Below are 19,530 nucleotides of genomic sequence, written 5' to 3' on the forward strand. Positions count from 1 at the left end.
CAGATTCCTCGACGATCACTCGTTGAGGAACACCTTCGTCATGTCACCGTTGTTGGTCCACGCGTTCCACTCGAACCCGCCGACCCGCTCGGAGTGGAAGACGGGGGTGCGAGCGAAGGCGATCGGCACCCAGGCCGCATCCTCGGTCGCGACCGCGTCGGCCTCGATCCACAGCTCGTTCGCCTGTTCCGGGGTCTCTGCCGCGAGGGCCTCGTCCACGAGGGCGTTGAACTCCTCGTTGTTCCAGCCACCGAAGTTCGGCGAGCCGTCGACGTAGCCGCGACCGTCGAGCATGGGGACGAGGTAGGGGCGCCCACCGAAGTAGTCCGCACTCCACGCCGCGATGGCGATGTCCCACTCGCCGGCCTCGGTGATGTCCTGGTTGAGCAGGAACTCGCCGTAGAAGGCGTTCTGAGTGGTGACCTTCATCTCGACCTGGAAGCCTGCGGCCTCGAGGTCCTGCTGCATCGCCGTGGCGAGCGAGGCATAGGGCTCGGTCTCGCGGTAGAGCAGCTTGACGGGAAGACCGTCGGCGTAACCGGCTTCTTCCAGCAGCTCCTGCGCACGCTCGGTGTCACCCTCGGCGGGCACGTCGAGAACGTTGGCCTGCTCGGTGCCCAGAACCTCGGGCGGAAGGATCTGCGTGGCGACCTCGGCAAGGCCCGGGCCACCCAGGATCTGCTGCGACGCGGCGCGGTCGATGGCGAAGTTGAGCGCCTGACGCACCGTGGTGTCGCCGTACGCGCCGTCAGCGTTGGGGCTGAGGGTGTTGATCACCACGTAGGGACGGATCGCGCCGTCGCTGCCGATGACAAGACGCTCGTCGTTCGCACCGATCAGCGCCGGGACCGAGGCGGTCGGGGTGACCGTGTCGGCCCACTGCATGTCGACGGTGCCGGCTTCCAGCTGCTGCTGCACGGCGGCGGCGTCCTGACCCATCGAGATCTCGATCGCGTCGACGTTGGCGTCGCGGATCGGGTCGAGCTCGGCGTTCCACACCGGGTTGCGCTCGAGGGTGAAGCTCTCCTCGGGGACGTACTCGGCGATGCGGTACGGGCCCGTCGAGATGATGTTCTGGCGAAGCTCCGGGGAGTCGGGCAGGTACTCCAGGTACTCGACCGGCTGCGGCGCGAGGAAGACGCCGAGGGCCATGATGTCGATGAAGTCGGCGGCCGGCTGCGTGATGGTGAACTCGACGGTGCGCTCGTCCACGGCGCGCACGCCCTCGACGTCATTGCCCTCGATGTACTCGCGGATCGCCTCGACCGTCGGCTCCACCTCGGCGAACCCCTCGCAGTACGCGTCGAGGCCGACGATGGTGTCGGTGAAGTAGCCGAGGGCGTTGGACGGCGAGACCGGGTTGCAGATGCGCTTCGCGGCGAGCACGACGTCTTCGGCGACGATCTCGCGCGCGCCGTCGGGCGCGTCGAACTCGACACCCTCCTGGAGTTCGACGGTGTAGACGGTCCCGTCCTCGGAGATGCCGCCGTTCTCCACGGTCGGGATCTCCAGGGCCAGGTCGGGCACGATCTCGGTGTTGCCGGTGTCGTTGCCGGTCGGGACGTGCGCGAAGAGCGTCCGGGTGAGGGTGCGGTGGATTTGGTAGTCCGGCGCGGAGTAGGCCGCCGCAGGATCCAGGTAGAGCACGTCGGAGTTCCCCGCGAGGCGGAGGGTGCCGCCCGTCGCGGCGTCGTCGCCGCCGGATGCGTCCGTCTCGCCTCCCCCGGGGTTGGAGCACGCGCTCAGAACGAGCGCGGGCAACGCGAGGGCTGCGGCGATGACCGCCAGCCGTGATCTCTTATGCATGGTGTTTCCTCTCATGCGTTTCGTCGGCTTTCCCTCCGCACGGGCGCCGAAGGGGGTTGTGAACACCGTGCCGCGACTGTGTTTCGATGCACGGCCACATGTGTTTCAGTTTTGCAAACAATCACTCTTCATTGCGTGAAGTTTGGCTTTGACAAGCCTAACGTCAAACTCACCTTACATTCGATACCAATTCGGTTACGCCTGCGCAGGGGTCGCCTCGATCGCGTCGAGGTCGCTCCGATCCCCGAGGATCTCCCAGCGCTGCAGTGAGAAGGGCACGTTGCCGTTCTGCCACACCCGGTCGTGAAGGCGCTGCAGCGAGAAGCTCTCACCCTCGGCGACCATCGCGTCGGTGACGAGGCGCAGCAGCTGCTGCTTGCCCACGTGGTACGACATCGCGAGCCCCGGGGTCGCCAGATACATGGCGCACTCTTCGCGCGCGGTCTCGACGTCCATCGGGACGAGGCGGACGAAGAAGTCGATCGCCTCGTCGAGGGAGAAGGCGCCGGTGGCGAGGTTCACGTCGACCACGACGCGCAGGCTCCGCAGGCGGTTGAAGTTGTGGACGACCTCCTGCGAGTGGGGGGCGTCGTCGAACAGCCCGGCGAGCAGCATCAGCTCCTCGTTGTAGAAGGCGATGCCCTCGTTCGCGACGGAATCGACGTAGCGACGGCGTACCGGATCCGGGTTCGCCCACGACAGCGCCAGCTGCTTGTAATGGGCGCCCTCGTGGATGATCCCCAGGCGGGGGTCGCGGGCGTTGGCGGCGTAGAAGTAGGGCAGGTCCGGTCGGGGCGGCGGCATGTACGACACCCCGTCCTGGTCGAGCCGGTCCTGGTCGGTGAGGTCGTCGGTGACGCCGAGGAATCGGATCGGTTCGAGGTAGGCCGGCATCGGCGCCACGTGGTATCGCTGCAGGCCGTCGGGCTGCGACAGCAGGCCCTCGCGCTCGGAGAAGGCGCGCACCTCGGCTTCCTGGACGATCTGTCGCTGCACCTGATCGTCGATGGTCGCGGCGATCGGATCGGGCGCAACATCTCGGAAGCGGTTGCGGGTGACGGTCTCGGCGAGTACCGCGCGACGGTAGTCCTGCAAAGCGGCGCGGACCAGTTCTTCGGGCTCCTCGGCGATGAAGGCGATGTTGCGCAGGAACCAGACGAACTTCTCGCGCCCCACCGGCACCGACGGGGCGAAGCCCGAGGCCTCGGCGTCCAGCCACTCGCCGAACCGCGCCAGCGCTTCGCCGGCAGCCGGCGCGAGGAGGCGCAGCTCGCGGAGCACGTCGCCGGCGACGACACCGTCGAGGGCCTCGACCGAGGCGGGGAAGCGCTCGCGCATGCCGCGGAGCTCGAGAGCGGCCACGCGGGCCAGGTCGGCCACCCCCGCGCGCCGGAGGTTCTCCTCGGCGAGTGAGACCCGCTCGGGGATCGACCGGGCGACCTCGATGAGCCCCTCCTGAACCTCGGCGGCGAAGGGAGGCCGGGGAAGGAGCAGGTCGAACCAGGGGCCCAGGATCTGACCGACCAGGAAGACCGCATCCCGTTCCCAGTTGCGGAGCACATCGGTGTCCCACTCCATCCTGTTCAGCACCGAGCGCAGGAGCCGGAGATCGACCTGCCCGGCGACATCGCCGTCGGCGATCCGAAGCGCGTCCAGCCGCTCGCGGAACTCCGACACCGCCCGACGCCGATCCTCGATGGAGGCGGGAGTGAAGTCGGGCAGCCACCGGGGGTCGCGGCGCAGGCGTGGGATGTCGTCGGACGAGCGGAAGGCCGCGCGGCGCGCCCACTCCTCGATGTCGTTGGAGAGCGCGATCAGGGCGTCGTTCATGGGGTGCTCCTCAGGGCGGGAAGGACGCGGCGACCGAGCAGCTCGATCGCGGCGACGGGATCGGGGCCGAGCGGGGGTCCGAAGGAGAGATGGTCGACCCCGAGCGCCATCAGCGCCCGGCACCGCTCGATGACCGTGTCGGGATCTCCGGAGATGCCGAGGGACAGCATCTGCGGGGTGATGGTGTCGATCGCCGCCTCCTCGTCGCCCTCGCGCAGCGCGTCCGACGCCGCAGCGAAGTCCTCCGTGCGTAGGCCCGCCCGTTCCAGGAGGTAGGGCGAGAACGCCCCGCCGTAATAGGCGAGCTTGCGGGCGAGGGCGCGATCCGCCGATCGACGGTCCTCGTCGATCGAGAGCCAGATGCAGGCGGGCATGTCGACCGAGGCCATCGTGCGGCCGGCGCGCTGTGCGCCGTCTGCGACCAGAGCCGACGCGGTGGTGAAGTGCTCCGGAGGGAACAGCAGCGCCAGAACGCCGTCGGCTTCTTCGCCCGCGAGCCCCAGCATCCGGGGGCTCATCGCCCCGATGTAGATGGGGACCGACGTCGGCGCGAGACGCAGATAGGCGTCACGGGTCCACCCCTCCCCCGCTCCAACCACGTCCATCGGCCGCTGGCCGGACAGGAGCGCACGCACGGACCGGAGGGCTTCGCGGGTGGCGGTGAGGGGCCTCGGCTGCTCGATCCCGATCCACGACAGGAATTCGCCCGAGCCCGCCGCGAGGCCGAGCAGGAATCGTCCACCGGAGATCTCCTGCAGCGTCGCTGCCGTCATCGCCAGCTCAGCGGGATGGACGGAGTACGGATTCATGATGCCGATGCCGAGGTGGATGCGCGTCGTGCGCGTGAACAGCGCTCCCAGGAGTGCGGGCGCCGAACGCAACATCAGGTCATGGGAGACCCACAGCTGGTCGATCCCCGCCTCCTCGGCGGCGAGTGCCATGGCGCTCAGCGCCTCGAGGTCGAGGTCGTTGTTGACGCGAAGGCTGAAGCGAAGAGGCTTCTCGGTCGCTGAGCCCGTCGGCGTTTCGGACATCGTCAGGCTCCTCGGACCGAGACACCAGAGCCGGTCGGCAGCGTGAGACGTGCGTCCCGCCACGTGAGGAAGCGGCCGAGTCCCTCGCGGATCGTCTCGTCGGCGGCCGCGAGCGACACCCGGAGATGGTGCGGGGTCTGCCGACCGAAGGCGGTGCCCGGAGCGAACGAGACACCGTGAGCGACGAGCTCGAGCGCTGCGCTGCGCGCATCGATGTCACCGGGGAGCGGAAGCATCAGATAGAAGGCACCGTGCGGGCGGACGATCTCGGTACCGGCACCGGCGAGGATGCCGACCGCCAGATCGCGACGCCGGCGGTAGGCGTCGCGCATCTCGCCGACGATCTTCTGCGGACCCGTGATCGCCGCCAGCGCGGCAGCCTGGGTGACGCTGGACACGCACGAGGACTGCAGCTCGAGGATGCGAACGACGGTGTCGGCGAGCCAGCTCGGCACGAGCGCGTATCCCACGCGCCATCCGGTCATGGCGTAGGTCTTGGAGAAGCTGAAGACCGACACGACGTGCTGCGGAGCCAGGGCCGCAGCCGTGGTGTGTCCCCCGTCGAAGACCATCTCGTCGTAGACCTCGTCGCTGATGACGAGGATGTCGCGCGACACGGCGAACTCGACGATCGCCGCCACCGTCTCGGCGGGCATCACCGCGCCGGTGGGATTGCTCGGAGAGTTGATCACGATCACCCGCGTCCGGGGCGTCACGAGCGCACGGATCTCGGCGAGGTCCGGCTGGAAGGCGTCTTCGGGACGCAGACCGTAGCGCACCGGAACGGCGCCGAGCAGGGTCGCCTGCATCTCGTAGTTCGGCCACGCGGGGTCGGGGATGAGGACCTCGTCCCCCGCCGCGACCACCGCCGCCATCACGGCGTCGACCGCCTGGACGGCGCCGTGGGAGATGAGAACGCGTTCGATCGGTGCCCGGAGGCCGTAATCACCCGCCAGACGCTCGGAGATCGCCTCACGCAGCACGGGGATGCCGGCGGTCTGCACGTAGGAGGTCTTCTTCCGCGCCGCTTCGAAGGCGGCGTCGATGATGTGTGCCGGTGTCGCGAAGTCCGGTTCGCCGATCTCGAGACGGATCATCGGCGATGACGAACCCAATGCCAGGTCGACGATCTCGCGGATGCCCGAGTGCGGCAGGTGCGACGCCGGAACGGCGGTGCGTGGCATCTCAGGTCCTTTCTGACAGGGGGGAGCCGAACGCACGACGGTGTGCGTCATCCGGAATCATTCGTAAACACCGCAATGCTCTGGAATTTCCCATCGCCAAGAATCTTACGTGAAACTCCGAACATTTGAATTACCGTCCGCGCGCGCGGCAGCGCGCCGGCGTTCGCGGTCGAACCAGATCGGGAACCGTCAGGCGGCGTCGTCGCCGGAGTGGTCCTCGACGTCTTCCGCGGCGTCGTCGACAGAGCCCTCGAGCAGTTCGCGCACCGCGCGTTCGCGGATGACCTCGCCGAGGCTGAGGAACGTCTCGATGCGCTGGAGGCCGCGAATCGGCCAGATCCGATCCAGCAGCAGCGCCTGCAGGTGGGCATGATCGCGGATGCGGAACCGAGCGATCATGTCGAAGCTGCCGGTGACGACGACCAGCTCGGTGAGCTCGGAGATCGACCGGAGCTCGGTCAGGATCTCCCCGAGATCGGCGTCGGTCGCGAGCGTCATCGGGATGTAGACCAGCCCCGGGTAGCCGAGCGCCGACCAGTCCACGACGGTCGTGTACCCCCTGATGACCTGCTGCCGCTCCAGACGCGCGATGCGCTCGCCGACGGCCGGAGGCGACATCCCCACCGCACGAGCGAGCTGGCGCTGGGACACCCGCGGGTCGTCGCTGAGCAGGAAGAGGATCCTCCGGTCGATCTCGTCGAGTTCGACCACCGGGTGGGGCTTCTCCACCTCACGGGTCATGTTCGACATGGGCGAGCGCTTCGCGCGGACCTCCGGCGGTTCCTCCGGCGAGGATGATCGGGCCATGCCGTTCCTTGTCTGGTCGTGATGATGGTCTTCGTCGATCACTGTCGGATCGAGCATACGGTCGGCGTCCACCGGGGTGACAGCGGCACGCGAAGGGCTGCGGGGGTGCCACAAGAGGGAAGCACCCCCGCAGGTCAGTTGACGACGGGCGCGTTGGGGTGGTCGTTGATCGACGCGCAGCCGTCGTCGGAGAGCAGGAACACGTCCTCGACGCGGACCCCCACCCGGCCGGGCCAGAAGACCGACGGCTCGATGGTGAAGAGCATCCCTGCTTCCAGAGGCGTCTCATCCTCTTCGGAGATGTACGGCAGCTCGTGGACATCGAGTCCGATGCAGTGGCCGGTGCGGTGACGGAACCAATCTCCGTATCCCGCGTCCTCGATGACCGCGCGGGTCGCTCGGTGGACATCGCCTCCCGTCGCCCCGACGACCGCGGCTCGACGCCCGGCCTCCTGGGCGGCGATGACGATGTCGTAGACCTCGAGGTACTCCTCGTTCGGATCGCCGATGTGCACCGTGCGCCCGAAGTCGGAGCAGTAGCCCCGGGTGATGGCACCGAAGTCGAAGCTGACGCCCGACCCCGGGCCGAGCGTGTTCGTCGACACCCGCACCGAGGCATCGCGACCCAGCGCCGGCCCCATCGCCCAGACGCCGGTGTCGAACGAGGCACCGGGAGACCCCAGGCGCCGCATCTGCAGATCCACCTCGGCGGCGAGATCGAGCTCGGTCACCCCCGACACGACCAGAGGAGCCACCGCCTGCATCACGTGGTCCACAATGGCGGCCGATCGCCGCATGAGGGCGATCTCCTGGTCATCCTTGATCCGTCGGATCTCGTTGATGAGACCATCGGCGACGACGAACTCGGCCTCCGGCCGGTGGTTGCGCAGCTCGACGGCGGTCTCGGCCCAGGTGCGACCGGCCAGCGCGATCCGCTCCGAGCTCACGCCCTCGTGAGCGCAGTGCTCATCGGTCGGGCGCCCGCCGATCGCCACCACACCCGTACGCGCGCGGTAGCTGTCGAAGGCGCGGCGGAACACCTCGCGGCCGTCATCGCTTTCGGTGGCGGTGACCACCTCGCCCGAGACCCCCTCGGGGAGGTCGAACTCCTGGAAGTGGCGCGTCAGGACGAACAGCGGCTCCTCGCCGGGGCTGACGAAGGCCCCCGAGATCCAGTGGTTGGTGTAGCCGATGTTCCCGAACGACGGCGCACGTCGTGGGACCCCGGTGAAGTACTCCAGGTCGGACTGGGACGCGGGAAGGAACAGCACGTCGACGCCCGCGGCGTCCATCTTCTCCCAGAGCCGGCGTTGCCGCGCAGCGTGATCGAAGGGGGTCGAGAGGGTGTCGGTGCCCGACGCGGAATCGGTGGTGAGCATGGGAACAGTCTGCCTCATCTCACCGCCGTTTGGCTAGCGAATGTCACGTACATCCCGCCAATGCTTTGAACTTGAAAAGCCAGAGTGACCTTTCACATTACTTTCGTGACATCCTGTTCCACGGCTTCGGCGGCGACGAAGTGGCCGGGTGCGCATTCCACCAGTCGGGCCTCCTCGTCGCTCACCTCTCGCGGGACGCGCCGGTCGGGTTCGCTCGGCAGGGGCGCTCCCCGGCCCATCCGCGGAATGGCGCCGATGAGCGTGCGCGTATAGGGGTGACGCGGCTGTGCCCAGATCGCCTCGGTCGGCCCCGTCTCCACGATGCGTCCGAAGTACATCACCGCCAGGCGGTGGGCGATGGTGCGCAATCCCGACAGGTCGTGCGAGATCATCAGCAGTGCGACCCCCCGGGCGGTCGCGGTGTCCGAGAGGAGGCCCGCCACCTGCTGCCGGGTCGAGGCGTCCAGGGCCGACACCGGTTCGTCGGCGACGATCACGCTCGGATCGGATGCCAGGGCGCGGGCGATCGCGATGCGCTGGCGTTGTCCTCCCGAGAACTGGTGGGGGAAGCGCAGGAGGGCCGACGCCGGCAAGCCGACGGATTCGAGCAGCTCTCCGGCTCGCGCCGAGCCGCCGCGGGCGGAGATCGCATCCTGGATCTGGCGACCGATCCGGCGCCGCGGGTTGAGGGAGGAGTACGGATCCTGGAAGACCATCTGCACGGCACGGTCAGCCACGGGCCGGGCGCGGCGGCGGAGGGGCGCGAGTTCGCGCCCCTCGACCAGGATGTGTCCGGAGCTGAGCGGGTTCAACCCCACGATGGCCTTGCCGAGCGAGGACTTGCCGCAGCCGGATTCGCCGACCAGGCCCAGGACCTCGCCCGCCTCGACCCGGAGGGAGACCCGCGAGACCGCCCGAACGGTCTTCGCGCCGGGAACGCGGTATTCCACGACGGCGTCCTGCACCTCCAGTGCGCTCATGCGATGGCCTCCGTGTCGGGCAGGGCGTCCACGAGCGCCCGGGTGTAGTCGTCGGTGGGGGCGGCGAGCACCTCTCGCGTGGAGCCCGACTCGACCACGCGACCGGAGCGCATGACGTACAGGCGATCGGTCAGCACGTTCATCACCGCCAGGTCGTGTGTGATGAACAGCATGGCCATGCCCAGCTCCTGCCGGAGTCCCTCGAGAAGTCGGAGGATTCCGGCCTGCACGGTGACATCGAGGGCGGTGGTCACTTCGTCGGCGATCAGCAGCTCGGGCTCGCAGGCCAGCGCCGACGCGATCGCGATGCGCTGCCGCATCCCCCCGGAGAACCGGTGAGGATACGAGCGGATCGCGAGGTGCGGGTCGGGGATTCGGACGCGGTCCAGCAGCTCGATGCCGCGCTGGCGCGCCTGCTTGCGCGTCACCGATCGATGGACGAGCTGGTGCTCGGTCAGCTGTCGTTCGATGGTCAGCATCGGATGCAGGGACGTCATCGGGTCCTGGAACACCACGGAGACGCGGTCCCCCCGCAGCGCCCGGAGATCGCGCTTGCTGAGGGTCAGGACGTCGCGACCGTCGAACAGCACCTCCCCCTCCGTCGCCGAGCCATCGGGGATGAGCCCGAGGGCGGTCAGGGCGGTGAGGGTCTTGCCGCTTCCGCTCTCGCCGGCCAGCCCCACGATCTCGCCCGGGGCCACCGAGAGCGAGACCCCGTCGACCAGGGCACGACCGCCCAAGCGCAGGCGGAGGTCGCGGACATCGAGGAGAGGCGCGTTCACAGTTCCACCGCCTGCACGGCGCGCGAGGTGCGGGGGTCGAGCGCGTCGCGGAGCGAGTCGCCGATGAAGTTGAACGCCAGCACGATGCTGAGGATCGCCACGCCCGGGAAGAGGGCCACCCAGTAGTTGTAGAACACCCGCGACCCTTCGGAGACCATGGCCCCCCACTCGGGGGTGGGGGGCACCGCACCGAGACCGAGGTAACTGAGCCCCGCCAGCAGCAGGATGGCGTTGCCGAGTTCGAGCGTCGAGATCACGGCGATGGGGCCGAGGATGTTCGGCGCGATGTCGCGAAGCAGTGTGCGAAGCGACGATGCACCCAGCAGCCGGGAGGCGGCGATGAAGTTGCTGTCGCGCAGCCCCAGCACGAGCGATCGGGTCACGCGCGCATAAGCGGGCCACGACACCACCACGATCGCCAGCACCGCATTCACCAGCGACGGGCCGAGGGCCGCAGAGACGGCCATCGCCAGGATGATGGCGGGGAAGGAGAAGAACAGGTCGACGATGCGCATCAGGACGGCATCGACGGCGCCACCGAAGTACCCCGCGACGGCTCCCACCGTCGAGCCGACGATGAGCGAGAGCGCGACGAGCATGATGGCGATGGGGATGCTGATGCGGGCGCCGTAGATCACGCGCGAGAGGACATCGCGCCCCACTCCGTCGGTGCCGAAGGGATGCTCGAGCGAGGGCGGCAGGAAGCGGGCCGAGTCCTGGGCGAGCGGATCGTAGGGAGCCAGCAGCGGCGCGAAGATGATCACGACGATCCAGAACACCACGATGACGATGCCGACGATCGCGAGCGGACGCCGCCACGCCGCGGGGAGGCGCCAGCGCGGCATCCATCGACGACCGTCTGCCGCCTCGATGGGATCGACCGTGTCGAGGGCCTTCTCTGTGGTGCTCATGCGCGCCGGATCCTCGGGTCGATGATGCCGTACAGGATGTCGGTGATCAGGTTCACGAAGATGTAGATCAGCGCGACGAAGATCGTCACTCCCACGATCGCCGACAGGTCGAGCGTGGAGGCCGCCCGGTAGGCGTAGGAGCCGATGCCCGGCCAAGCGAAGATCTGCTCGACCAGCACCGTTCCCGCCAGAAGCGACGCGAAGGCCGTTCCCACGACGGTGATCACCGGCACGAGCGCGCCGCGGAGGACGTGACCGAAGACGACCGAGCGGGGACTGAGGCCCTTGGCTTCGGCGGCGCGGATGTACTCCTGTCCGAGGACGTCGAGCACGGAAGCCCGGGTGAAGCGCATCAGCAGCCCCACCATCGGTGCCGACAGCACGATGGCGGGGAGGATCAGGTGATCCACGGCCTGGAAGAACAGGGGCAGGTCGCCGGCCAGCAGCGAGTCGATCGTGTAGAAGCCGGTGACACGTGGCGGCGGGATCTCTCCCGCGTCCAATCGCCCGGAGGAGGGGAACCACTGCAGCCGGGTGGCGAAGATCGAGGTGGCGATCAACGCGAACCAGAAGATCGGGATGGACACGCCGCCGAGGCTGAATGCCCGCAGCACGTTGTCCACCGCGGTGTTGGCCCGCAGGGCCGCCACGATTCCCAGCCCGCCGCCGACCACGACGGCGATCAGCGTGGCCGAGAGCGCCAGCTCTGCAGAGGCGGGCCCGAACAGCATGAGATCGGTCAGGACGGGGCGCGTGGTCTGGACGGAGTCGCCGAGGTCACCACGGAAGAGCCCGCCGAGATAGATGAAGAACTGCTCGTACAGGGGGCGGTCGAGCCCCATCTGCCGGCGCATCGCCTCGACGATCTCGGGGTTCGCAGCGGCCTGTTCGCCCAGGCGCGCCGTCGCGGCGTCGCCGGGGAGGACGGCGGTGAGCACGAACGCCACCAGGATGGTGCCGACGACCAGGAGAAGGGCAGCGCCGAGACGTTTGGCGATGAACAATGCCACGCGACGACCTCGATCTGGATGGGGTGGGGGGAAGGGGAGGAGAGCACGCTCCCGGATGCGTTCCCGGGAGCGTGCTCCCCGTGCTCAGCGACCGATGGCCGCGATGTCGAGCGAGAATACCGGGTCGTACGCGACCTCGCCGACAGCGGACGTGGACACCACCGACGCCGCGGGCTGGAACAGCGGCACGATCACACCGGCTTCGTTGCTGAGCTCCTGGAACTCCTGGTACAGAGGCTCGCGTGCCGCGGGGTCGATCTCGCTGCGCACTTCCTCCATGACCGCTTCGATCTCAGGCGCCATCCCGGCCGTCCAGCCGGCGCGTTCGCCGACGATCCCACCGGGGCCGAACGCGAGGTAGTCGGCCGAGTCCGGGTAGTCCGGGTTCCACAGCCACAGGCCCATCTCTTCGGTACCCGCGCGGTAGCTCTCGAGCGTCGTCGCGATCGGGCCGGGAGCGAGGTTGACGGTGATGCCGACCTCGGCGAGCTGTGCCGCGATGCGCTCGGCGAACGGGCCCATGCTCAGACCGTTGCTCGAGAAGTCGCTGGCGTATTCCAGCTCGACGGTGACATCGCCACCCAGTCGCTCGACGGCAGCCTGGGCGCGCTCGACGTCGCGCTCGACGGCGCTGTCCGCTCCGAGCGCCCCCAGATACGACGAGGGGATGATCCCGTAGGCGCGTTCTGCGCCCTCGCCGGCGAGCTCGAGCATCGCATCGAAGTCGATGCCGTACCGGACGGCCTCGCGGAAGTCGGGCGACGAGGTGATCTCGGAGACCTCGGGGTTGGCGTTGAGGAAGAAGAAGAACATCGTCGGCGCCTGTGCGGTGTCGATCACGACATCGCCGCCGAGACCGTTGATCTGGTCCGAACCGAGGTCGAGCGCGATGTCGGCCGTCCCGCTCTGGATGTCCATCAGCTGCGCCTCTGCGGTGGCGTTGCGCAGCACGACGCGGTCGTACACCGGCGCCTCGCCCCAGTACTCGGGGTTCGCCACGAGCACGGTCTCGGTGGTCGTGTCGAAGGTCTCGAGCATGTAGGGTCCGCTGCCGGCGGAGGTGGTGTTCAAGAACTCCTCCGCCGTGTCGGTCTCGGCGGCATCCTCGGCGTCCGTGCCGCCGTTCTCGCTCACCAGAGCGCTGTTGACGATTCCGAGCGTGGGGCTGGTCACGATGGCCGGGACCGCGGTGTTCGCCGTCTCCGACGTGATGACCACGGTGGATTCGTCCGGCGAGGTGACGCTCAGGCCGCTCATCAGGAAGGATCCGTTGCCCTGGACGTTCTTCACGCGGTTGAGCGAGAAGACGACGTCTTCGGCCGTCAGCGGGGTGCCGTCGGAGAACGTGATGCCGTCGCGGATCGTGAAGGTGTACTCCGTCGCGTCGTCGTTGACGGACCATTCGGACGCCACACTCGGCAGCGGCTCGGTGGCATCCCCATCCGCGAAGGTGAGGAGGCTGTCATAGACCGCGTGCAGCACGATGTTTCCGGTGGTCTCGAACATCCGCGCGGGGTCGGCCGTGACGAGGTCGAAGGACTTGTCGATGACGAGCGATTCGCTCTGCTCGCCATCGGGCTGGTCGGTGTCGGTGTCGGCCGGAGCCGCGCACGCGGCGAGGGCGAGGGCCGTGGCGGCGACGAGGGTCGCCGCCGTGAGGAGCCTTCTGGGTGTTTTCACGGGACTCTTCTTTCTCGGGTGGGGGGTTACTGCTCGGGCAGGACGTCTTCGTGATTGTGGACGAGGAGCCACGTGCCCTCTCGCCGCCGCCAGACGCCGGTGTTCCGGACACGTTCAGGGCGGGCGGCGGGATCGGTGAAACGAACGGTGAAGGTGTGCCGGACGAGCGCGAAGTCGTCCCAGACGTCGATGACCGGTTCGGTGACGTCGATTCCGGCGACGGCCGCGACGCTTCCCGCGGGCCGGCTGTCGCGCAGCGCATTCAGGCCCGAGAGCCCGAAGACCAGGGGCTCGTGCTCGGTGTCCCAGAGCGTGACGTCTTCGGCGATGTAGCTGTCGGCTCGCGCACGGTCACTGGTCAGGTACGCGTCGTACATGGCGTACACGGCGTCGTGCAGCCACTTCTCGTCGTCGGTCACGGGTGCTGACATGTCACTTCCTCGGTGTTGGGGGGGGAACCGCGGTTGCTCAGATGGAAACAGATTCTTCGTTTCAGCCGTATTTCGTAAAGAGAAATCCGTCTCACGTCTTACGTTCAGAAGAAATCTGACGGATCAACCGGCCGTTTGTCTATAGGGAGTTGCAACGGAATCGTCACAGTCCGAGCTGGCGGGTCACGTCGTCCAGCTCGTCGATCACGACGCCGATGCGCCCGAGACGCTCTTCGCCCTCCGCTCCCAGCTGCGCGAACGTCGTCAGCGGCGGGCGCACCGTGCCCATCGGGAAGCCGGCTCGCTCGGCAAGCCGCTTGGAGTAGCACTGGTGACCGTAGGTGGGGTGCCCCGCGGCGATGATCGCGTCGAACCGCTTGATCAGATCGTCGATCCGTCGAGCATCCTCGATGCGTCCTTCCTCCAGCAGACCCCAGATTCCCGCGGAAGCGCGGGGGATGTAGTTGCCGTACGGATTGACGTACCCCTTCGCGCCCAGGAGGTAGGAGTCCACCACCCGCTCACCCGCGTAGACGGTGATGGCGTCACCGGCGAGGTCGATCACGTCGCGCACGCGCGCGATGTCCTGGGAGGACTCCTTGATGTACGAGATCGTGGCGAAGTCCTTCGCCAGACGCGCGACGAGCTCAGCGCTCATGTCCACGTTCGAGGTGACGGGATTGTTGTAGAGCATGATCGGCAGATCGACCGCTCCGACGATCGCTTCGTAGTGACGATAGATCTCGTCGTCGGTGGGCGTGTAGTAGTAGGGGGGCACGATCATCAGGCCGTCCGCCCCGAGGTCCTGCGCCTCGACGCTGAACTGCACCGCCCGTGTCGTGGAGGCGTCGGCTGTGCCGACGAGCACGGGAATCCGCCCGTCGATGTGCTCGACGGTCGCCCCCACCAGCTCGCGACGCTCTTCCGGCGTGACCGACAGGAACTCGCCCGTCGTTCCGAGCATGATGATTCCGGGAACGCCCTCTGCGAGCTGCCAATCGAGGAACGCACGCAGCCGGTCGAGGTCGATCCGGCTGAGGTCGTCGGTGAAGGGCGTGACCGCGACGGTGTAGGAACCCGAGAAAGTGGCGGGCATGAAGTGACCTCTCTGCGAACAACTGTACGTAAAGTGAACACCCAGGATACGGTGTAGGCATGTTGGATCGGAAGCATCCCGGGCATGTCTTCGATGTCGCGGTGGTCGGTGGCGGCGCGAGCGGAGCTTCGGCGACCTACCATCTGAGCCGAGCCGGACTCGATGTGGTGCTCCTGGACCGCAACGATCTCAATACCGAGGCGTCTGGGCGAAACGCCGGAAGCCTCCACGGTCAGATCCAGCACGAGCCGTTCCTGGAGGAAGGTGCCGAGTGGGCGGAGGCGTGGCTGCCCGCACTGCGATTCCTGGCCGACTCCCTCACGCTCTGGGACGATCTGAGCGACGACCTGGGCACGGATCTGCAGGTGGCCAAGAAGGGCGGCATCCTCGTCGCAGACGACGTGAGCCAGCTCGCCGCGATCGAGCGGAAGGTCGCGCTCGAGAATCGGATCGGCATTCCCAGTCGGATGCTGTCCGCCGACGAACTCCGAAGCCTCGCGCCGTGGCTCAGCGATGCCGTCGTCGGCGGAGAGCTGTGCCCCATCGAGGGGAAGGCGAATCCCCTGCTCGTCGCGCCGGCCTTCGCGCGCCGCGCCGTCGAGGCAGGAGCCCTCGTACGCACCCAGACCCCGGCGGTGGGCTTCGATCGCGACGGCGACACGCGCGTCATCCGGACCCCCGGCGGTGATGTGCGGGCGCGGCGCGTCGTCCTCGCGGGAGGGGACGGGATGCCGGACCTGGCCCGCCACTTCGACCTCGACCTGCCGATCTCGAGCGGCGCGGTGCAGGTGAGTGTCACCGAGCGCGTCGATCCGATGGTGGCGCACCTGTTCTACTACGCCGGCGGAAAGCTGACCTTCAAGCAGGCGCAGTCCGGCACCCTGCTCATCGGCGGCGGATGGCCGGCCCGGCGCAATGCCGCCGGGGAATGGGTCGTCAACCCCGACTCGCTGCGTGCGAACCTGGCGATGGCGATCCGCATCGCCCCGATGATCGCCGACCTCGCCCTCCTTCGCACCTGGACCGGCATCGGCAACGGAACCCCCGACCACAGCCCGATCATCGGCCCCGTGACGGCCGAGGGCGACGTCGTCGTCGGGTTCTATCCGTACATGGGCTTCACGGCGGCCCCCCTCATGGGGCGGATCCTCGCCGATCTGGCCCAGGGCAAGGATCCGGGACTCGACCTCGCGCCGTTCGCCCCGACCCGGTTCTGAGCGGGCGGAGCGCTTCCGGGCCGACGGCTCTCACCCCTGGGCGACGTCCCCGAGCGGAACCGGCTTGACCGGGGCCTGCGGGGCGAACCCGGAGCGCTCCGCGACGGCGACACCGGTGCGCGCAGCCTGCATCGCCGTGAGGACCGGTCCGCAGTACCGCCCCTGGCATTTGCCCATGCCGGCGCGCGTGACGCGCTTGACCGCGCCGGCCGTCGTCACGCCGTCGGTCATCGACTCGGCGAGGTCGCCGTACGTCGTGCCTTCGCAACGGCAGACCACCGTGTCGGGCCGGGCGAGCTGGTCGGTGAGGACCGGGGCGGCGAACAGCGTGTTGACGGCCCGCTGGAACGCCGCCTGACGGCGTGCGTCCGCCGCCGCCTGCCGCGGGGCGCCCGACGGCTCGCCCCGGAGGTCTCTGCGGATGGCGGCCGCAGCCAGTTTCGCCTGCGCCTGGGCGAACTTCGCGCCGCGCACGCCGGCAGTGTCTCCGATCGCGAAGACCGACTCGATCGATGTGCGGCCGTCACCGTCGGTGACCGTGCGCAACGCTCCGCGGGCCGCATCCACCTCGTGCCGGCACCCGAGCGATCGTGCGAGATCGTTTCCCGGGAGGAAGCCGTAGCCGAGACACACCGCGTCGACGTCGAAGGAACGGAGCTCCCGCGTCATCCGCCCCTGTTCATCGATGCGCCCGATGTTCGCGCGGGAGACACCGTCTGCGGGATCCCCCTCGAGCCCCACCACGGCCGCGCCGGTGATGATCGGAACCCGGCGCGCGGTCAGCTCGGCGAGGTAACGGACGCCGTCGGCGGTGAGACCGGGGACCGCGAGGGCCATGCGCGCGACCGCGGCTGCCCGAAGCGGCGAGAAGATCCGCGCGGCCTCGACCAGCGCGACGACGTTCACTCCCCCGCGCGACAGCTCAGCGGCCAGCTGGACGTTCAAGGGGCCGTTCCCCGCCACGAGGACACGGTCGCCGGGGGAGACCTGGTAGGACCGGAGCAGGGTCTGGCCGGCACCGGTGGTCATGACACCCGGGAGGGTCCACCCCGGGATCGGCGCGCCGCGCTCATAGGCGCCGGCGGCGATCACCACGCGTCGGGGGCGGATGATCCAGCGCTCCCGCTCCGACCGCGCGAGGAGGCGATCGGGCTCGAAGGCCGCCCACACCGTGGTGCCGAGGAGGGTACGCACCCCCGCGGTCTGAGCCGCGCGGATCAATCGGCGACCCGCGGTGTACTGCCCGTCCAGGCGGTCCTCGTCGACGTGGAACGCCGGGTCGGGCTGCTTGTAGTACTGCCCTCCGAGCTTCGGACGATCATCGACCAGCAGCACATCCAGACCCGCTGCGGCGAGATCTGTCGCAGCGACGAGACCTGCGGGCCCGGCCCCGATGACGAGGACGTCGGGCTCGATCTCGGTCTCGGGGCGCGCCGGGGCCGACGCGACGGGAACCCGACGCCGGGGCGGTTGGGTCTCGACGATCTGGCCGTCCCGCGCGGGGGTCATGCAGGCGAGCCGGGCATCCTCGCCATCGATGCGCACCGCGCACTCATGACACACGCCCATGCCGCACCAGATCCCGCGCCGACCGCCCGTGTCATCGGCGCGATTGCCCCGCTCTCCCGCCGCGACCATCGCGCTGGCGACCGAGTCGGTGGCGGTGACGGGCACGGTGCCGCCGTCGAAGCACAGCGCGCCATCGCCCTCCGCGTCGCCGCTGATGCCGGGGGTGGTCACTCTCATCCGCGTCTCCTCTGTCTCGTTCGCAGGACGCACGTTCATTCGCCATACGAACCGGATCCATTATGCTGGTTCCCGACGTCCCGCGACCGTTCCCGGAGGCAATCATGACCCGTCCGCCTGCTGATCTCCCCACGTCCGACCGCGTCGGCGGTGGACGATGAGCGGGCTGGCGGGACGGACGATCCTCGTCACGGGCGCGTCCGGCGGGATCGGCCGCGCAACAGTCGAGCGGCTCGCGTCGACCGGCGCCCGGGTCATCGGGCATTGCCGCTCGAATCCCGAGGGGGCCCTGGAGGCCATCGCCGCTTTCCCCGAGGGAAAAGCCACGATCGTCCAGGCCGACCTCGCCGACCCGCAGGGCGCATCCGACCTGTGGCAGGCCGCTCTGGACTGGGCGGGACGGATCGACGTGGTGGTTCTGAATGCGGCGATGATGCCCAAGGTCGAGCTCGATGACACCGACGACGCGTGGAACGACACCTTCGAACAGGCCCTGCAGGTCAACACGCTCAGCCAGCTCACCCTCATCCGACGGTCGTTGGCGCACTTCCTGACCGAGGGCGGCGGCACGATCGTCGGACTCAGCAGTTGGGTGACACAGCGGGGAGCGGGAAACCCCAACCTCGTCGCCTACGCCGCTTCGAAGGCGGCGACGGCCGCGGCTCTGAAGACGGTCGCCCGCGCGTACGCAGCCGACGGCGTCCTGACCTACCTGATCGCCCCCGGCGCCGTGGACACCGCGATGTCCGCCTCAGCGGGAGCCGACCGCGGCGGGCGCGACGCCGTGCTGCAGACGCTCGCCATGGGCGAGATGGTCCCGCCGGCCGAGATCGCCGAGCTCATCGCGCTGCTGGCCGGCGGTCGGGTTCGCCATCTGAGCGGCGCCACGCTCGACGTCAACGGCGCCACGTACGTGCGCTGACCTGCTGATCTCAGCGGGTGCCGACGCGCTCTTCGATGCGTTCGATGACGCTCCACCCCGACTCGATCACCACGAGGGCGCCGGTGACGTGTCGCGAGACATCGGAGGCGAGGAAGCGCAGCGCCGTCTCATCCTGATCGCCGGCGGGCGCCAGGGCGTTCACCCGCACACCGTGGGGCTGGAGCTCCTGAGCGAACTCCCGCACCATCTGATTGATCGCCTCCGAGGTCATCGCGCGCGTGCCGCGTTCCCCGCCCGTCGCGGCACGAGTCCCCGAGTAGGCGATGATCGATCCGCGACCCCGGGCGGCCATCGCGGGAGCGAAATGGCGAAGCGCTGCCCAGCACGACGCGACCTCGGCGGCGAACGCATCGACGAGGTCCTGTTCCGCCGTCATCGGGACAGCCGTGGTCGATCCGGCATCGGCGCAGTGGATCAGCACCTCGGTGTCGTCGAACTCCGCGGCCAACCGCTGCACGTGGGTGCCGTCGGTGACGTCGGCTTCCCACACCTGGAAGCGGTCATCGGCGCCGAAGGCGGCCTCGAGCTGCGCGACATCCTCGTCGGCGACGATCACGCGCGCCCCGTGCCCCGCGAGCGTGCGCGCCGCCGAGCGCCCCATGGCGCCCGCGGCACCGAGGACCAGCACGGTGCGGCCGGTCAGGTCAGGGGCGGACATGCCGCATCCGTCGATCGCGGGGGGTCATCACGGAAG

Annotated in this window: 17 protein-coding genes; 2 read left to right on the plus strand and 15 right to left on the minus strand. The window is 68.8% G+C overall.

Going from position 1 to position 19,530, the window contains the following annotated elements; translation table 11 throughout:
* Nucleotides 1-15: 15 nt before the first annotated feature.
* The 13 genes from DT073_RS14215 to DT073_RS14275 form a co-directional block, all read right to left on the minus strand.
* Nucleotides 16-1,806: an ABC transporter substrate-binding protein gene (locus tag DT073_RS14215; protein ID WP_164478204.1), complete on the minus strand. Its 1,791-nt coding sequence runs from the start codon at nt 1,804-1,806 to the stop codon at nt 16-18.
* Between the two features lie 195 nt (nt 1,807-2,001).
* Nucleotides 2,002-3,636 carry a DUF885 family protein gene (locus tag DT073_RS14220; protein WP_124293984.1) on the minus strand — a complete coding sequence of 545 codons (1,635 nt, stop codon included), beginning with the start codon at nt 3,634-3,636 and terminating at the stop codon, nt 2,002-2,004.
* Nucleotides 3,633-4,670, minus strand: a complete 1,038-nt coding sequence (locus tag DT073_RS14225) for an LLM class flavin-dependent oxidoreductase (protein WP_124293985.1) — start codon at nt 4,668-4,670, stop codon at nt 3,633-3,635. The genes DT073_RS14220 and DT073_RS14225 overlap by 4 nt, the downstream gene beginning before the upstream one ends.
* 2 nt (nt 4,671-4,672) lie before the next feature.
* Nucleotides 4,673-5,854 (minus strand): pyridoxal phosphate-dependent aminotransferase, encoded by a 1,182-nt coding sequence (locus tag DT073_RS14230; protein ID WP_164478205.1) that lies wholly within the window; start codon nt 5,852-5,854, stop codon nt 4,673-4,675.
* 189 nt (nt 5,855-6,043) lie between these two features.
* A complete protein-coding gene (locus DT073_RS14235) occupies nt 6,044-6,661 on the minus strand; it encodes an Lrp/AsnC family transcriptional regulator (RefSeq protein ID WP_164478206.1) in 618 nt (205 codons plus the stop codon).
* Between the two features lie 134 nt (nt 6,662-6,795).
* Nucleotides 6,796-8,040, minus strand: coding sequence for a M24 family metallopeptidase (locus tag DT073_RS14240; RefSeq protein ID WP_164478207.1), 1,245 nt, complete (start codon nt 8,038-8,040; stop codon nt 6,796-6,798).
* A 92-nt stretch (nt 8,041-8,132) separates the two neighbouring features.
* On the minus strand, nt 8,133-9,020 hold the full coding sequence (locus DT073_RS14245) for an ABC transporter ATP-binding protein (RefSeq protein WP_124293989.1): 888 nt from the start codon (nt 9,018-9,020) through the stop codon (nt 8,133-8,135).
* Nucleotides 9,017-9,802, minus strand: a complete 786-nt coding sequence (locus DT073_RS14250) for an ATP-binding cassette domain-containing protein (RefSeq protein ID WP_124293990.1) — start codon at nt 9,800-9,802, stop codon at nt 9,017-9,019. Before DT073_RS14250 ends, DT073_RS14245 begins: the two co-directional genes overlap by 4 nt.
* On the minus strand, nt 9,799-10,713 hold the full coding sequence (locus DT073_RS14255) for an ABC transporter permease (protein ID WP_205782945.1): 915 nt from the start codon (nt 10,711-10,713) through the stop codon (nt 9,799-9,801). Before DT073_RS14255 ends, DT073_RS14250 begins: the two co-directional genes overlap by 4 nt.
* Nucleotides 10,710-11,723 carry an ABC transporter permease gene (locus DT073_RS14260; RefSeq protein ID WP_124293991.1) on the minus strand — a complete coding sequence of 338 codons (1,014 nt, stop codon included), beginning with the start codon at nt 11,721-11,723 and terminating at the stop codon, nt 10,710-10,712. Before DT073_RS14260 ends, DT073_RS14255 begins: the two co-directional genes overlap by 4 nt.
* Nucleotides 11,724-11,807: 84 nt before the next feature.
* The gene (locus tag DT073_RS14265; RefSeq protein ID WP_124293992.1) at nt 11,808-13,403 is read right to left on the minus strand and encodes an ABC transporter substrate-binding protein; all 1,596 of its coding nucleotides are present in this window, start codon (nt 13,401-13,403) and stop codon (nt 11,808-11,810) included.
* A 26-nt stretch (nt 13,404-13,429) separates the two neighbouring features.
* Complete coding sequence (locus tag DT073_RS14270; RefSeq protein ID WP_124293993.1) at nt 13,430-13,834, minus strand: YybH family protein; 405 nt, start codon at nt 13,832-13,834, stop codon at nt 13,430-13,432.
* A gap of 163 nt (nt 13,835-13,997) precedes the next feature.
* The gene (locus tag DT073_RS14275; RefSeq protein ID WP_124293994.1) at nt 13,998-14,930 is read right to left on the minus strand and encodes a dihydrodipicolinate synthase family protein; all 933 of its coding nucleotides are present in this window, start codon (nt 14,928-14,930) and stop codon (nt 13,998-14,000) included.
* 59 nt (nt 14,931-14,989) lie between these two features.
* On the opposite strand from DT073_RS14275, the gene DT073_RS14280 reads away from it, so the two are divergent.
* Nucleotides 14,990-16,147, plus strand: a complete 1,158-nt coding sequence (locus tag DT073_RS14280) for an NAD(P)/FAD-dependent oxidoreductase (RefSeq protein ID WP_124293995.1) — start codon at nt 14,990-14,992, stop codon at nt 16,145-16,147.
* 30 nt (nt 16,148-16,177) lie between these two features.
* On the opposite strand, the gene DT073_RS14285 is transcribed toward DT073_RS14280, so the two are convergent.
* Nucleotides 16,178-17,893 carry an FAD-dependent oxidoreductase gene (locus DT073_RS14285; protein ID WP_164478208.1) on the minus strand — a complete coding sequence of 572 codons (1,716 nt, stop codon included), beginning with the start codon at nt 17,891-17,893 and terminating at the stop codon, nt 16,178-16,180.
* 157 nt (nt 17,894-18,050) lie between these two features.
* Here DT073_RS14285 and DT073_RS14290 point away from each other — a divergent pair, with 157 nt between their 5' ends.
* Nucleotides 18,051-18,815 (plus strand): SDR family NAD(P)-dependent oxidoreductase, encoded by a 765-nt coding sequence (locus DT073_RS14290; RefSeq protein ID WP_124293997.1) that lies wholly within the window; start codon nt 18,051-18,053, stop codon nt 18,813-18,815.
* Between the two features lie 10 nt (nt 18,816-18,825).
* On the opposite strand, the gene DT073_RS14295 is transcribed toward DT073_RS14290, so the two are convergent.
* Nucleotides 18,826-19,494 (minus strand): SDR family NAD(P)-dependent oxidoreductase, encoded by a 669-nt coding sequence (locus tag DT073_RS14295; RefSeq protein WP_124293998.1) that lies wholly within the window; start codon nt 19,492-19,494, stop codon nt 18,826-18,828.
* Between the last annotated feature and the right edge of the window lie 36 nt (nt 19,495-19,530).

The sequence above is a fragment of the Microbacterium sp. ABRD28 genome (assembly GCF_003850245.1).
Lineage (GTDB): Bacteria > Actinomycetota > Actinomycetes > Actinomycetales > Microbacteriaceae > Microbacterium.